General features: G+C 38.2%; 15 protein-coding genes. All 15 read left to right on the top strand.

Annotation, left to right across the window (positions count from 1 at the left end):
* Positions 1-71 precede the first annotated feature (71 nt).
* Positions 72-1,241, top strand: a complete 1,170-nt coding sequence (gene sucC / locus EYB29_RS02745; RefSeq protein WP_026867589.1) for an ADP-forming succinate--CoA ligase subunit beta — start codon at positions 72-74, stop codon at positions 1,239-1,241.
* Between the two features lie 17 nt (positions 1,242-1,258).
* Positions 1,259-2,167: a succinate--CoA ligase subunit alpha gene (gene sucD, locus EYB29_RS02750; protein WP_026867590.1), complete on the top strand. Its 909-nt coding sequence runs from the start codon at positions 1,259-1,261 to the stop codon at positions 2,165-2,167.
* A gap of 160 nt (positions 2,168-2,327) precedes the next feature.
* Positions 2,328-3,116: a DNA-processing protein DprA gene (gene dprA / locus EYB29_RS02755; protein ID WP_084145830.1), complete on the top strand. Its 789-nt coding sequence runs from the start codon at positions 2,328-2,330 to the stop codon at positions 3,114-3,116.
* 105 nt (positions 3,117-3,221) lie between these two features.
* On the top strand, positions 3,222-5,285 hold the full coding sequence (gene topA / locus EYB29_RS02760) for a type I DNA topoisomerase (protein WP_166626505.1): 2,064 nt from the start codon (positions 3,222-3,224) through the stop codon (positions 5,283-5,285).
* Positions 5,286-5,504: 219 nt separating this feature from the next.
* Complete coding sequence (xerA, locus tag EYB29_RS02765) at positions 5,505-6,386, top strand: site-specific tyrosine recombinase/integron integrase (protein ID WP_256370654.1); 882 nt, start codon at positions 5,505-5,507, stop codon at positions 6,384-6,386.
* A gap of 4 nt (positions 6,387-6,390) precedes the next feature.
* Positions 6,391-6,918: an ATP-dependent protease subunit HslV gene (hslV, locus tag EYB29_RS02770; RefSeq protein ID WP_035857275.1), complete on the top strand. Its 528-nt coding sequence runs from the start codon at positions 6,391-6,393 to the stop codon at positions 6,916-6,918.
* Positions 6,919-6,935: 17 nt separating this feature from the next.
* A complete protein-coding gene (gene hslU, locus EYB29_RS02775) occupies positions 6,936-8,315 on the top strand; it encodes an ATP-dependent protease ATPase subunit HslU (protein WP_035857277.1) in 1,380 nt (459 codons plus the stop codon).
* 18 nt (positions 8,316-8,333) lie between these two features.
* Positions 8,334-9,104 carry a GTP-sensing pleiotropic transcriptional regulator CodY gene (codY, locus tag EYB29_RS02780; RefSeq protein ID WP_166626507.1) on the top strand — a complete coding sequence of 257 codons (771 nt, stop codon included), beginning with the start codon at positions 8,334-8,336 and terminating at the stop codon, positions 9,102-9,104.
* A 146-nt stretch (positions 9,105-9,250) separates the two neighbouring features.
* Positions 9,251-10,018 (top strand): 30S ribosomal protein S2, encoded by a 768-nt coding sequence (gene rpsB, locus EYB29_RS02785; protein ID WP_026867597.1) that lies wholly within the window; start codon positions 9,251-9,253, stop codon positions 10,016-10,018.
* Positions 10,019-10,095: 77 nt separating this feature from the next.
* On the top strand, positions 10,096-10,974 hold the full coding sequence (tsf, locus tag EYB29_RS02790; protein WP_026867598.1) for a translation elongation factor Ts: 879 nt from the start codon (positions 10,096-10,098) through the stop codon (positions 10,972-10,974).
* A 68-nt stretch (positions 10,975-11,042) separates the two neighbouring features.
* Positions 11,043-11,765 carry a UMP kinase gene (gene pyrH, locus EYB29_RS02795; protein ID WP_026867599.1) on the top strand — a complete coding sequence of 241 codons (723 nt, stop codon included), beginning with the start codon at positions 11,043-11,045 and terminating at the stop codon, positions 11,763-11,765.
* A gap of 17 nt (positions 11,766-11,782) precedes the next feature.
* Positions 11,783-12,340, top strand: a complete 558-nt coding sequence (frr, locus tag EYB29_RS02800) for a ribosome recycling factor (RefSeq protein WP_026867600.1) — start codon at positions 11,783-11,785, stop codon at positions 12,338-12,340.
* Positions 12,341-12,420: 80 nt separating this feature from the next.
* The gene (locus tag EYB29_RS02805; RefSeq protein ID WP_371807492.1) at positions 12,421-13,218 is read left to right on the top strand and encodes an undecaprenyl pyrophosphate synthase; all 798 of its coding nucleotides are present in this window, start codon (positions 12,421-12,423) and stop codon (positions 13,216-13,218) included.
* Positions 13,208-13,993, top strand: coding sequence for a phosphatidate cytidylyltransferase (locus EYB29_RS02810; protein WP_026867602.1), 786 nt, complete (start codon positions 13,208-13,210; stop codon positions 13,991-13,993). The genes EYB29_RS02805 and EYB29_RS02810 overlap by 11 nt, the downstream gene beginning before the upstream one ends.
* A 17-nt stretch (positions 13,994-14,010) precedes the next feature.
* A complete protein-coding gene (locus tag EYB29_RS02815; protein WP_166626895.1) occupies positions 14,011-15,135 on the top strand; it encodes a 1-deoxy-D-xylulose-5-phosphate reductoisomerase in 1,125 nt (374 codons plus the stop codon).
* Positions 15,136-15,139 lie beyond the last annotated feature (4 nt).

Consider the following 15,139-nt stretch of genomic DNA (forward strand, 5'->3'; position numbering starts at 1 on the left):
AGTTTACAATCTACATCAATTTTCTTATAATTGAGAATGTAAGCTTTATTAAAAGTCTTAGGAGGAAAATCATGAATATCCATGAGTATCAAGGAAAAGAAATTTTTCGCTCTATGGGTGTAAACGTGCCTGATGGCGGCGTTGCACTTACACCTGATGAAGCAGTTGAAGTTGCAAAAACACTTGATTCAGATGTCTATGTAGTAAAAGCTCAAATCCACGCAGGTGGCCGTGGTAAAGCTGGCGGTGTAAAAATCGCTAAATCGTTAGATGAGGTTAAAGCATATGCTGAGGAACTACTTGGTAAAGTATTAGTGACTCATCAAAACGGTCCAGATGGTACTGAAATCAAGCGTCTTCTTATTGAAGAAGGTTGCGATATCGACAGCGAATACTACTTAGGTTTCGTTATCGACCGCGCGACGAACCGCGTTACATTAATGGGTTCTGAAGAAGGCGGAACGGAAATCGAAGAAGTTGCAGAAAAAACTCCTGAAAAGATTTTCAAAGAAGTTATAGATCCTGCAGTTGGATTACTACCATTCCAAGCGAAGAGACTCGCTTTTAATATCAATATTCCAACAGGTTCAGTAAACAAAGCTGCTAAATTAATGCTTTCACTTTACGATGTGTTCATCAGTAAAGACGCATCAATTATGGAAATTAACCCACTTGTAACTACAGGTGATGGTGAAGTTATCGCGCTTGATGCTAAAGTAAACTTCGACGCGAACTCACTATTCAGACACAAAGATGTTGTTGAATTACGTGACTTCGACGAGGAAGATGAAAAAGAAATTGAAGCATCAAAACACGACCTTGCTTACATCGCACTTGATGGTAATATCGGTTGCATGGTAAATGGTGCAGGTCTTGCGATGGCAACTATGGATACAATCAACCACTTCGGTGGTAAACCAGCCAACTTCCTTGACGTAGGGGGCGGCGCGACTGCTGAGAAAGTTACTGAAGCATTCAAACTTATCTTAAGTGACAAATCAGTTGAAGGAATCTTTGTAAACATCTTTGGAGGAATCATGCGTTGTGACGTAATTGCACAAGGTGTTGTAGAAGCTGTAAACAACGTTGGTCTAGAAATTCCTTTAGTCGTACGCTTAGAAGGTACGAATGTTGAAGAAGGTAAGAAAATTCTAGCAGAATCTGGTCTTGAAATTACTCCAGCTAGTACTATGGCTGAAGGTGCAGAAAAGATTATCGCTGCTGTTAACGAAAATAAATAATAACGGAGGAATATATTGTGGCTGTATTTGTTGATAAAAATACGAAAGTAATTGTTCAAGGTATTACTGGTTCAACAGCACTCTTCCACACTAAGCAAATGTTAGAGTATGGTACTCAAATCGTTGCTGGTGTTACACCTGGTAAAGGTGGACAAGAAGTTGAAGGTGTACCTGTATTTAACACAGTAGAAGAAGCTAAAAAAGAAACTGGCGCAACAGTTTCTGTAGTATACGTACCAGCTCCATTTGCTGCAGACTCTATTATGGAAGCTGCGGATTCAGAAATTGAATTAGTGATTTGTATCACTGAGCACATTCCTGTTTTAGACATGGTTAAAGTTGTCCGTTATTTAGAAGATAAGAATACACGTTTAATCGGACCAAACTGTCCAGGTGTCATCACTGCTGATGAAACTAAGATTGGTATCATGCCTGGTTATATTCACAAAAAAGGACATGTTGGTGTAGTTTCACGTTCTGGTACATTAACATATGAAGCGGTTCATCAGTTATCTGAAGAAGGCGTTGGTCAAACAACGGCTGTCGGTATTGGTGGGGACCCTGTTAACGGTACTAACTTCATCGACGTACTTAAAGCGTTCAATGAAGATCCAGAAACTTACGCTGTCGTTATGATCGGTGAAATCGGTGGTACTGCAGAAGAAGAAGCTGCTGAATGGGTTCGTGACAACATGACTAAACCTGTTGTTGGATTCATCGGTGGTCAAACTGCCCCTCCAGGAAAACGTATGGGCCACGCTGGTGCGATTATTTCTGGCGGTAAAGGTACAGCAGATGAAAAAATCCGCATCATGAACGAATGTGGAATTGAAACTGCTGATACACCATCTGAAATTGGTGAAACATTAATCAACCGTATCAAGAAAGAAGACGGTTTATACGAAAAATGTCTAACAGTAAAATAAATGAAATATAAATCAGTTAAGTGATTAAAAAGAGCGGTAATCATCATGGATTACCGCTCTTTTTTGTATTTTTATGGTAGTGTTTGTCAGTAAATTGAAAAGTAAAATGAGACAATTTTCTACTATAATATAGGGGATAATATTTGTCAGGAGGAAACATGTGGATCTATTACTTTTATCGTACGCTGGGGTGACTGCAAAAGAATTTTTATCCATAACAAACCATGAATATATTAAGCCTGATTTAAGTAAAAAATTAGCCTATGCAAAATCTTTAAATCGTGAGGAAATATTAGGTAAACTACAGTCATTCAATGTGAATTTCATGACCTATAAACATAGGAAATATCCACAACTCCTAAAAGAAATTTATGATTTTCCTTACATTATATATTACAGAGGTAACATCAATTTGTTACAAACAGATATGTTAGGGGTAGTAGGGAGTAGAAAGGCGACGCTTTATACGAAAAATGCTCTACTAGATATTCTTCCAAAACTAAAGGATATTACAATTATTTCAGGTCTGGCATATGGAGCTGATGAAATGGCACACAGTATCGCAATCAAAAATGATTTAAAGACTATTGGCGTGCTTGCATTTGGCCATGATATTCATTACCCTAAAACAACTGAAAAAGTACGTGCTCTGATGGAAAAGGAACATTTAACAATCAGTGAATATCCACCAGGTACAAAGATTGAAAAATGGCGATTTATAGCTAGAAATAGAATTATTGCAGGTTGTGCTAAGGGTGTTTTAGTGACGGAAGCTGAAGAGAAAAGTGGAAGTTTGATAACTTTAGAGATGGCATTAGATGAAAATAGAAATGGCTATTGCCTACCAGGAAATATTACTTCTGACTTTTCAAGAGGTACAAATTTGAGAATAAAAGACGGTGCAATGCTTGTTTTGAGTGCTGATGATATACTTTTAGATTACAATTAAATTGTCACTTATAGAACGTGATTAGAATTATTTTAATTGACAAAGTAAAATTTATCTGTGTATCATTTGGACTTGAGTGGATAATAACGAATGGAGGTCGTGAGTGTGGCAGACAATTTAGTGATCGTGGAATCACCCGCGAAAGCAAAAACGATTGAAAAGTACCTCGGTAAACGATATAAAGTTGTCGCATCTATGGGACACGTGAGAGATTTACCACGTAGTCAAACTGGAATCGACACAGAAAATAACTATGAACCAAAATATATAACTATACGAGGTAAGGGCCCCTTACTAAAAGATTTAAAGAAAGAAGCTAAAAAAGCGAAGAAAGTATTTCTCGCAAGTGACCCCGACAGAGAAGGAGAAGCAATCGCATGGCATCTCAGTCATGCCCTTGGTGATAATAATGATTATTACCGAGTCGTCTTCAATGAGATTACTAAAGATGCGGTTAAAGAAAGTTTTAAAAGCCCGAATGAAATAGATATGCAATTGGTCGATGCCCAGCAGGCTAGACGCATTTTAGATAGACTGGTAGGGTATAACATTTCTCCAGTCCTATGGAAAAAAGTTAAGAAAGGTTTGTCTGCAGGACGTGTTCAATCAGTCGCACTTAAGCTCATTATCGACCGTGAAAATGAAATCAGAAACTTTGTTCCAGAAGAATACTGGACGATCGAAGGCACCTTTAAGACAGGGCGTTCGAAGTTTACTGGTAAGTTTAACAAGTTGAAGAGAGATAAGGAAAAAACGAAATTAAAAACTAAAGCCGATGTTGATAACGTATTAAAAGAGCTTAGTGGTAAGGATTATTTAATCGAAAAAGTAGAGAAGAAAGAAAAGAAACGCTACCCAGCACAACCATTCACAACTTCTTCACTACAACAAGAAGCAGCACGTAAGTTGAACTTTAAGGCACGTAAGACAATGATGCTCGCCCAGCAATTATATGAAGGTATCGATATTAAAAAAGAAGGTACAGTGGGTCTGATTACTTATATGAGAACTGATTCAACACGTATCTCAGATTCAGCTAAAGCAGAAGCTTACCAACTTATTAATGATACTTATGGTAAAGAATATACAGGCGTGCAAAAGGAAAAAAAAGCAGCGCAAGATGCACACGAAGCCGTGAGACCAACATCTGCTAATCGTACACCTGAAAATATGAAGCAATATTTAAGCCGTGACCAACACCGTCTATATAAACTGATTTGGGATCGTTTTATTGCGAGTCAAATGGCACCAGCAGTGCTCGATACGGTAAAAGTTGATTTGAGTAATAATGGTGTGCTGTTTAGAAGTACCGGACAAACAATTAAATTTAAAGGTTTCATGACAATTTATATTGAAGGCACCGATGATGCTGAAGATGATTTAAATAACCGTTTACCAGAATTAAAAGAGGGTGAAACGGTAACAGAAGAAAAAATTGAACCTTCTCAGCACTTTACTCAACCACCACCAAGATATACAGAAGCGAGGTTAGTTAAGACTTTAGAAGAGTCAGGTATTGGTAGACCATCAACGTATGCCCCGACAATTGATACGATTCAAAAGCGTAACTATGTAAGAATGGATCAGAAGCGATTTATCCCTACGGAAATTGGAGAAATTGTCAACGAGCAAGTTGTTGAATACTTCCCTGATATTATCGATGTTGCCTTTACACGAAATATGGAAGATAGTCTAGATGCTGTAGCAGAAGGCGAAAAAGAGTGGCGTCAAGTCATCGATGAGTTCTATAAAGGCTTCGAGCCTCAGGTTGAACGCGCAGAAGAAGAGATGGAGAAAATTGAAATCAAGGACGAACCCGTTGGTGAAGATTGTGAAAAATGTGGTTCACCAATGGTATACAAGATGGGCCGTTATGGTAAGTTTATGGCGTGCTCTAATTTCCCAGAGTGTCGCAATACAAAAGCCATCGTTAAATCGATTGGTGTGACTTGCCCAACATGTAAGGAAGGCGACGTGGTTGAAAGAAAATCTAAGCGTGGTCGAATCTTTTACGGTTGTGACAAATATCCTGATTGTGATTTCGTCTCTTGGGATCGCCCAATTGGCAGGAACTGTCCGAAGTGCGAACACTACTTAATTGAAAAGAAAAAAGGACAGAAGGCACAGGTTAAATGTACCAACTGTGATTACACAGAAGATGCAAGTTAATTGATTACCGTGATTCTTAATAGAATCACGGTTTTTTTAATTGAATAATTAAAACTGTTTTACTTTGTGGCTGAATTATAAATATTTGTACAATTTCGTGCAATTTATATTCAAATGGTTTAAAATTACTAATGGAATTAATGGGAACGAATCATCTGACATATATTTTGGATATATTTTCTTAATTATGATAAAATTCAGACAAAGATAGAGGTGGTTATTATTTACGTCAAAGATTTTCTTAAGATGTTAGAATTTCAACGTAATTTTTCACCCCATTCTATTAAAAGTTATGATCATGATATTCATGAATTCATAACTTTTTTATGGACTGAGAATTTATCTGTTAAAGAATTTGAATATGGTGATGCTAGAAGCTATTTGTCTAGTCTATATGACCGGGGCTTAAAAAAAGCGACAGTATCTAGAAAGATATCGTCACTTAGAAGCTACTATAATTATTTATTAGATAGAGATGCTGTTGAAATTAACCCATTTTCGAACTTACCATTCCCTAAAAAAGAAAGTCAGTTACCTGATTTTATGTATGATAATGAGATTAATGCTCTTTTTGACTCGATGGACACTGGTCACAAAATGTATCTGAGAGACCGTGCAATCATCGAACTCTTATATGCGACAGGCATTAGGGCAAGTGAGCTAATTAACATAAAATTGAGTGACATTGATTTTACTGCTCAAGCACTCAAGGTATTAGGGAAAGGTCGAAAGTGGCGTGTTGTTCCTTTTAACAACAGTACACGTGAAAGTCTTAAAGACTACCTTGATGAATTTTCTACACCCATTAAAGGAATCGATACAATATGGATCAACCAACGTCAAGGTCAGTTAACTGTACGTGGCTTAAGACACATTATTGATATGCTTGTTAAGAGAAGTGCCTTACATCTAGATGTACACCCACACACCTTCAGGCACACATTTGCAACCCATCTATTAAATAACGGTGCAGATTTACGTGCTGTACAAGACCTCTTAGGTCATGAGTCTTTATCGACAACTCAGCGCTATACCCATGTGACGACAGAACAAATAAAAGCGACATATTTAAATGCCCATCCGGGCAATAAGAAGAGGTGACAAGATGACAACGATATTTGCATTAAAACACAAGGGCCAAGTCGCCATGGCTGGAGACGGTCAGGTAACGCTTGGTAATCAGGTTGTTATGAAACATACAGCTAAGAAAGTCAGACGCCTATTCAACGGCAAGGTCGCTGCAGGATTTGCGGGTAGTGTGGCCGACGCGTTTACACTATCTGAAAAATTTGAAGCGAACCTCTATGAATATAATGGGAATTTAACTCGTGCTGCTGTAGAACTTGCTAAGGATTGGCGAGGGGATAAGATGCTGCGACAACTTGAAGCGATGCTCATTGTGATGGATAAGGATAATCTTCTCCTAGTCTCTGGTACAGGAGAGGTCATCGAACCAGATGATGGTATATTGGCCATTGGTTCTGGCGGTAACTATGCACTTGCTGCTGGACGTGCGCTTGTGAAATACGGGGATCATCTAGATGCTAAAACAATTGCCAAAGAAAGCTTGGAACTGGCAAGTGAAATTTGTGTCTTTACAAATGGCAATATAATAGTAGAAACAATTGACTAAATATAAAGGTGAGATGTATGTCTAACAGAAATCTTTCTCCAAAAGAAATCACTAGTCGTCTCGACGAGAGTATTGTCGGACAAAGTGAAGCAAAAAGAAAAGTTGCAATCGCTATGCGTAACCGCTATAGACGTATGCTTTTAGATGATGAGCTACAAGAAGAAGTTATTCCTAAAAATATTCTAATGATAGGACCGACAGGTGTCGGTAAGACGGAAATTGCTAGACGGATTGCAAAAATTACTGGCAGTCCTTATACAAAAGTTGAAGCAACTAAGTATACTGAGGTCGGCTATGTTGGACGAGATGTTGAGTCCATGGTCAGAGATTTAGTCGAAGCATCTGTCAGAATGATTAAAGAACAGAAGAAAAATGAAGTCGAAGACGATGCTTTGAACCTTGCGAATGAAAGACTTGTTGGGCTATTAGCTCCAGGTAAAAAAATTAAAAAGCCTGCTTCTAATAACCCTTTCGAAATGTTGATGAATCAATCCAATCAAGATGAAGAGATTGAAGAAGTCGATGATAGTGTTAGAACAAAGAGAAGAGATATCAAAAGCCAGCTTGAAGCTGGTCAGTTAGAAGATGAAAAGGTTACGATCGAAGTGACTGAAGAATCCAACCAACTTGGTATGATGATGCCAGGAATGGATAATAACGGTATGGGGGACATGTTACAAAACCTGATGCCTAAGAAAAAACAAAAGCGTACAATGACAGTTAAAAAAGCACGTCAGTATTTAAAAGACGAAGAAGCTGAGAAGTTAATCGATGGTGAAAATGTAAATGATGAGGCAATCGAATTAGCTGAAACAACGGGCATTATTTTTATCGATGAAATAGATAAGATCGCTAAAGGTAGTCAAAACTCGGGTGACGTTTCTCGTGAAGGTGTTCAAAGAGATATTTTACCGATCGTCGAAGGATCACAAGTCCAAACGAAATACGGTACGATTAGAACGGATTACATTTTGTTCATCGGTGCAGGTGCTTTCCATGTTGCTAAACCAAGTGACTTAATTCCAGAATTACAAGGGCGTTTCCCACTAAGGGTTGAGCTGAACAAGTTGTCAGTTGATGACTTTGAAAAAATCTTAAGGGAACCGAAAAACTCTCTCTTAGAACAGTATCAAGCCTTACTACAAACTGAGGATGTGACAGTCACATTCACTGATGAAGCAGTAAGAACCTTAGCTGAGATTGCCTATAATGTGAACACATCAAATGATGATATTGGTGCGAGACGCTTGCATACAATTTTAGAAACCCTGCTTGAAGAATTGCTATTTGAAGCAAGTGATATCAAAGGGGCACAAGTTGAAATAACTAAGCAGTATGTTGAATCTAAGTTATCCCATATTTCAACTGATAAAAACTTAAGCGAATTTATATTATAACTAATAGGAGTGAATGAAATGGTCAGTTTATTACAAAAAACACGTGAAATTAATGCACTAATTCAAAGCAGTTCAAGCATTAAGGTAGATTTCGAAGAGGTTGCAGACAAGGTCAGCCGTACTCTAGAATGTAATGCCTTTGTCGTATCAAAGAGAGGTAAGTTACTCGGTGTCGGACAAATCGAAGCGATCGACAATGTGCGTATCGTTGAGATGTTAGAAAACAGACAGTTCCCTGAGTACTATGTCAGCCAAATTATGCGTTTAACAGAAACACGTGAAAATATTGCTTTTGAAGATGAGTTAACAATTTTCCCGACAGAAGATTCCTACCAAGATTCAGAAACATGCATCGTACCGATATACGGTGGGGGTAATCGCTTAGGAACTCTAGTATTAGGACGTAGTGAAACAGAGTTTTCTGAAGATGACTTAGTGTTAGCAGAATATACAGCGACTGTTGTTGGTATGGAAATTCTCCGCGAGAAAAACGATGAGATTGAACAAAAAGCCCGTGATAAGGCAAGCATCTCTATGGCAATCCGTTCATTATCTTACTCAGAAAGAGAAGCAATTGAGCACATCTTTGATGAGCTAGATGCGGATGAGGGCTTACTCGTCGCTTCTAAGATTGCAGATAGAGTGGGCATTACGCGTTCTGTAATCGTTAATGCACTTCGTAAGTTAGAAAGTGCAGGTGTGATCGAATCACGTTCACTTGGTATGAAGGGTACATTTATTAAAGTTAAAAAGGAAGACTTCCTACCTGAATTAAGAAAAGAAAGCTAAGCTTGCACGACTTTTAGAAATATGATATTATATAAAACGGTCATTAGACCAAATACGCACAACTTTGTAGGGGCTTGACCGGTGCCTTTTTAGGTGGTCACGTAGCGCAAAGTTGGAGGTATAAACCATTTAGGAGGAAACAAATCATGGCAGTAATTACTATGAAACAATTGCTTGAAGCAGGTGTACATTTCGGACACCAAACTCGCCGTTGGAACCCTAAGATGTCTAAATACATCTTTACGGAACGTAACGGTATCTACATTATCGACTTACAAAAAACAGTTAAGAAAGTTGCAGAAGCTTACGATTTCGTAAAATCTGTATCTGAAGAAGGCGGACAAATCCTGTTTGTAGGAACTAAAAAACAGGCTCAAGACGCTATTAAAGAGGAAGCTGAACGCGCTGGCCAACTTTACGTTAACCAACGTTGGTTAGGTGGAATCTTAACGAACTATCAAACAATCAGTAAACGTATCAAGAGAATTTCTGAAATCGAAAAAATGGAAGCTGACGGTACATTTGACGTACTTCCTAAAAAAGAAGTCGTTGAACTTCGTAAAGAGTATGCACGTTTAAACAAATTCCTAGGCGGAATTCGTGACATGAAGAAAATGCCAAGTGCAATCTTCATCGTTGACCCACGTAAAGAACGTAATGCAATCGCTGAAGCGAAAAAATTAAACATTCCTATCGTTGCAATGGTAGATACAAACTGTGACCCAGATGAGGTTGACTACGTAATCCCAGCAAACGACGATGCAATCCGTGCTGTAAGATTAATGACTAGTAAGATGGCTGACGCTGTTTTAGAAGGTCAACGCGGAATTTCTGATGAAGAAGTTGCAGAGGAACAAAATATCGACTTAACAGAAGAAGAAGCTTCAGCTGAGACTTCAGAAGATAACGAGTAATAAGTAAGAACAATCTTGGTGATAAGCGTCAAAACTTATCACCTTTTTTTAAAACAAAGTTATGGAGGACTGAGAACATGGCTATTTCAGCAAAATTAGTTAAAGAACTACGTGAAAAAACTGGCGCAGGTATGATGGATTGTAAAAAAGCGCTCATGGAGACAGATGGTGACATCGACAAAGCAGTAGACTACCTACGTGAAAATGGTATTGCTAAAGCTGCTAAAAAAGCAGATCGTATTGCTGCAGAAGGTGCTGTTTACATCACTTCTGAAGGTAACGATGCTGTAATCGTTGAAGTTAACTCTGAAACAGATTTCGTTGCGAGAAACGAAAGCTTCCAAGAACTAGTTAAAAAGATTGCTTCTCACATCCTAGCAACTAAACCTGCAGATGTTGAAGAATTATATAACTCTGAAATCGATGGTGAGTCAGTAACTTCTGTAATGAACAATGCTGTTGCAACTATCGGTGAAAAATTAAGCATCAGACGTTTTGCAGTTGAGACAAAAACTGATGATGATGCTTTTGGTCAGTACATGCACATGGGTGGACGCATTGGTGTACTTACAGTTGTTGAAGGTACAACAAGTGAAGATGTAGCTAAAGATGTTGCAATGCACGCAGCTGCATTAAATCCTAAATATGTTTCACGCGACCAAGTTAACCAATCTGAGCTTGATCACGAACGTGAAGTATTGCGTCAACAAGCCTTAAATGAAGGTAAACCTGAAAATATCGTTGACAAAATGGTTGAAGGTCGTATCCGCAAATATCTTGAAGAGATTTGCTTAGTAGACCAACCATTTGTTAAAGATTCAGACCAAACAGTACAACAGTACTTAGATGCACAAAAAGCGTCACTACGTACTTTCGTTCGCTATGAACTCGGTGAAGGTATGGAGAAACGTGAAGAAAACTTTGCTGACGAAGTACTTGGTCAGGTTAAAAAATAAGCTTTTTTAAAAGACACTTCGGTGTCTTTTTTTCTAAGTTGAAAATTTAAGGAAAAGGATTGAAATACATGGCTGAAACTTCTAGATTCAATCGTATCGTTTTAAAGTTAAGTGGTGAGGCACTTGCTGGTGATGACGGCTTTGGTATCAACCCTGTTGTCATTAAAAATATTGCAGAGCAAGTTTCAGAAGCACAAAAACTCGGTGTAGAAATGGCAATCATCGTCGGCGGTGGCAATATTTGGCGAGGTAAAATCGGTAGCGATTTAGGTATGGACCGTGGGACTGCTGACTACATGGGCATGCTTGCAACTGTAATGAATTCTTTAGCACTACAAGATAGTCTAGAACAGCTCGGTCATGAAACACGTGTGCTGACTTCTATCGAAATGAAACAAGTCGCGGAACCTTATATTAGAAGACGTGCGATACGTCACTTAGAAAAGGGTCGCATTGTTATCTTTGCGGCTGGTATTGGTAATCCATACTTCTCTACAGATACTACAGCTGCACTTAGAGCAGCAGAAGTAGAAGCTGATGTTATCCTAATGGGTAAAAATAACGTTGATGGCGTGTATTCTGCAGATCCTAAAACAAATAGTGATGCAGTTAAATACGAGAAACTAACGTATATGGAGATGCTACAAAATAATTTACAGGTGATGGATTCCACTGCATCATCGTTCTGTATGGACAACAACATTCCGCTTGTGGTATTTTCAATTACAGAAGACGGTAATATCAAACGTGCTGTATCAGGAGAAACGATCGGTACAACAATTACAAAGTAATAGGAGAAGATATTATAATGAGTGAAGCTGTGTTAAAAACGACAGAAGAAAAAATGGATAAGTCTATTGATAACCTACAAAGAGAACTTGCTGGCATTAGAACAGGAGCTGCAAACTCAAGCATGCTTGACAGAGTATCTGTGGATTACTACGGTGCACCAACACCAATCAACCAATTAGCAAGTATTTCAGTGCCTGAAGCACGTATGCTAGTTGTTCAACCTTATGACAAAAGTTCAGTAGATGATGTCTTAAAAGCAATACAAATTGCAGACCTTGGTGTTAACCCAACAAGCGACGGGACATTAATCAGAATTACTGTGCCTCAGCTTACAGAAGAGCGTCGTAAAGAGTTTGTTAAAGATGCACGTAAAGAAGGCGAAAATGCAAAAGTTGCCATCCGTAATGTACGTCGTGATTCTAATGATGAATTAAAAGCAGCTGAAAAAGCAGGCGATATTTCTGAAGACGAATTACGTAATTACACAGACGATGTTCAAAAACTCACTGATAAGTTTATCGCTAAAGTAGATTCGTTATGTGACGATAAAGAGAAAGATATCTTAGCAGTTTAACTTTCAAACAGGTAAGGGGACTTACCTGTTTTTTTATTGATTAACTATGTTAAAATTAAATAATTGATAAGTATATAAAAATGTACAAAGCAACATATACAGCACGGAGGATCGTCATGTTTAATTCCGAAAAAATTAAAGCAGAGACAAATAGACCACTACCTGAACATATCGCTATGATTATGGATGGTAATGGCAGATATGCGAAGCGTATGGGAATGCCTAGAATTAAAGGGCATTATGAAGGGATGCAAAATGTTAAACGCATCGTCCGGCACGCAGCTAACATCAACATAAAGTACTTAACACTATATGCCTTTTCAACAGAGAATTGGACACGACCAAATAGTGAAGTGAAATACCTGTTAAAGTTGCCGACTGACTTTCTAGGTACATTTTTACCTGAGCTCATGGAGAAAAACGTTAAGGTCACAACAATTGGTGATTTTAATGCTTTACCTATACATACGAAGAAGGCAGTACAAACCGCAATAGATAAGACTGAGAATAACACAGGATTGAATCTAATCTTTGCCTTGAACTACGGCAGTAGAGACGAAATTCAAGACGCTCTAAAAGCGATGATTAGAGACGTAGAACAGGGGCACTTATCTATCGATGATATTGACAATCAAAAAATTGACGATTATTTGATGACAAGAGATATACCAGACCCAGAAATGATTATTAGAACGTCTGGGGAATATCGCTTAAGTAATTTTCTATTATGGCAATCCTCTTACAGTGAATTATTTTTCTCGCATACGTTTTGGCCAGAGTTTACTACTGAAGAAATGGATGAACTGATTTCCCAGTACCAAAACAGAGAAAGGCGTTTTGGAGGATTGAATGAGGAGGAGGATGTGAATGAGGACTAGAACAGTAACTGCAGTTATTGCACTGTTGTTATTTATCCCAATTGTCATTATTGGCAATTGGCCATTGTTGATTCTTGTTTATCTGATGGCAATTACTGGCCTGTATGAGATATTAAAGATGAATCACATTCATATCATTTCATTACCAGGTATCTTATCCTTAATCGGACTCTGTATGATTTTAATACCTAAGGAATCTTTCTCTCCCTTAGTCGGTGAATTTCAACTGGAAATCATTGTTGGACTCGCACTGATTATGCTATCGACAACGGTGGTCTCTAAAAATAGATTTACTTTTGTCGACATGGGCTTTTGCGTTCTAGCAGTCGCCTATATAGGGATTGGTTTTATGTACTTTTATGAAACTAGAGAAGCAGGTATCTTTTATATTCTATATGCGCTATTAATCGTTTGGTTAACAGACACCGGTGCTTATCTTTTCGGTAAGGCATTTGGTAAAAGAAAATTATGGCCACAGATTAGCCCGAACAAAACTATTGAAGGCTCACTTGGTGGTACATTGATTTCCACACTCATTCCAATCATTTTTGTTTCTTTTGGATGGTTAGAAGGATCATTATGGTTTCTTATTCCATTTACAATAATTCTTAGCATATTTGGCCAGATGGGGGATTTAGTTGAGTCAGCCTTAAAACGTCACTTTGATGTTAAGGACTCTGGTAATTTTCTACCTGGCCACGGCGGTATTTTAGACCGTTTTGATAGCTTTATATTCGTGTTACCACTCATGAATATTCTGCCGATTATTTCATAAAATAGGTGAATAAAATGATTAAGACAATTTCTATATTAGGTGCGACAGGGTCTATTGGTACTCAAGCGCTTGATGTCATAAAAAATAATCCGGAACACTTTAGACTCGGGGCCATATCTATCGGGCGTAATATAAATCGTTTAAGAGAAATTTTAACTGATTTCACGCCACACTTGGTATCTGTACAAGACGAAAGTGTAGTAAAAGATTTAACATCAGATTATCCACACATTGAATTTACCTATGGAGAACAAGGTCTTTTGGATGTTGCGTCATCCTCATGTGATATACTACTTACCGCTATCATGGGAAGTATCGGCTTAAAGCCGACCTTAAAAGCCATCGACAATAAGACAACCATTGCGCTTGCTAACAAGGAAACACTCGTTGCAGCCGGCGATATTGTAATGCGTCGTGCTAAGGAAAATAATGTATCGATTATCCCCGTTGATTCTGAGCATTCTGCACTCTTTCAATGCCTAAAGGGTGAGAACATTAAAGAAGTTGAACAGTTAATTATCACTGCGAGTGGTGGTTCTTTTAGAGATTTAACACGTGAAGAACTAACGCATGTCACCTTAAAAGATGCCCTAAATCATCCAAACTGGTCTATGGGACAAAAGATTACCATTGATTCAGCGACGATGATGAACAAAGGTTTTGAAGTCATCGAAGCCAAGCACCTCTTTGATTTACCGACAGAAAAAATCCAAACGGTACTTCATAAGGAGAGCATCATTCATTCAATGGTAGAGTTTATTGATAATAGTATGATTGCGCAACTTGGTAATTCAGATATGCGTACAGCGATTCAATATGCCTTCACGCATCCAGAGCGTCTACATAAGAACAATCCATTAAAACTATCGGAACTACATCAATTGAACTTCAAACCAATGGATTTTCACCGCTTTAAAATGTTAAAATTCGCATACGATACACTCGAGGCTGGTGGGACGCTAGCGACTGTTATGAATGCAGCGAATGAATTTGCTGTTGGTCAATTTTTACAAGGTCAGATTAGCTTTTTAGAAATTGAAGAAATTGTTGAACGTCGCATGATGATGCATGACAATATTCAAAACCCAGATCTTGAGACAATCTTAAGCCTTGACGCTCAGTATAAATCTAATATGAGGTGACATA

This window comes from Jeotgalicoccus sp. S0W5 (genome assembly GCF_011634875.1).
Classification (GTDB): Bacteria; Bacillota; Bacilli; order Staphylococcales; family Salinicoccaceae; genus Jeotgalicoccus; species Jeotgalicoccus marinus.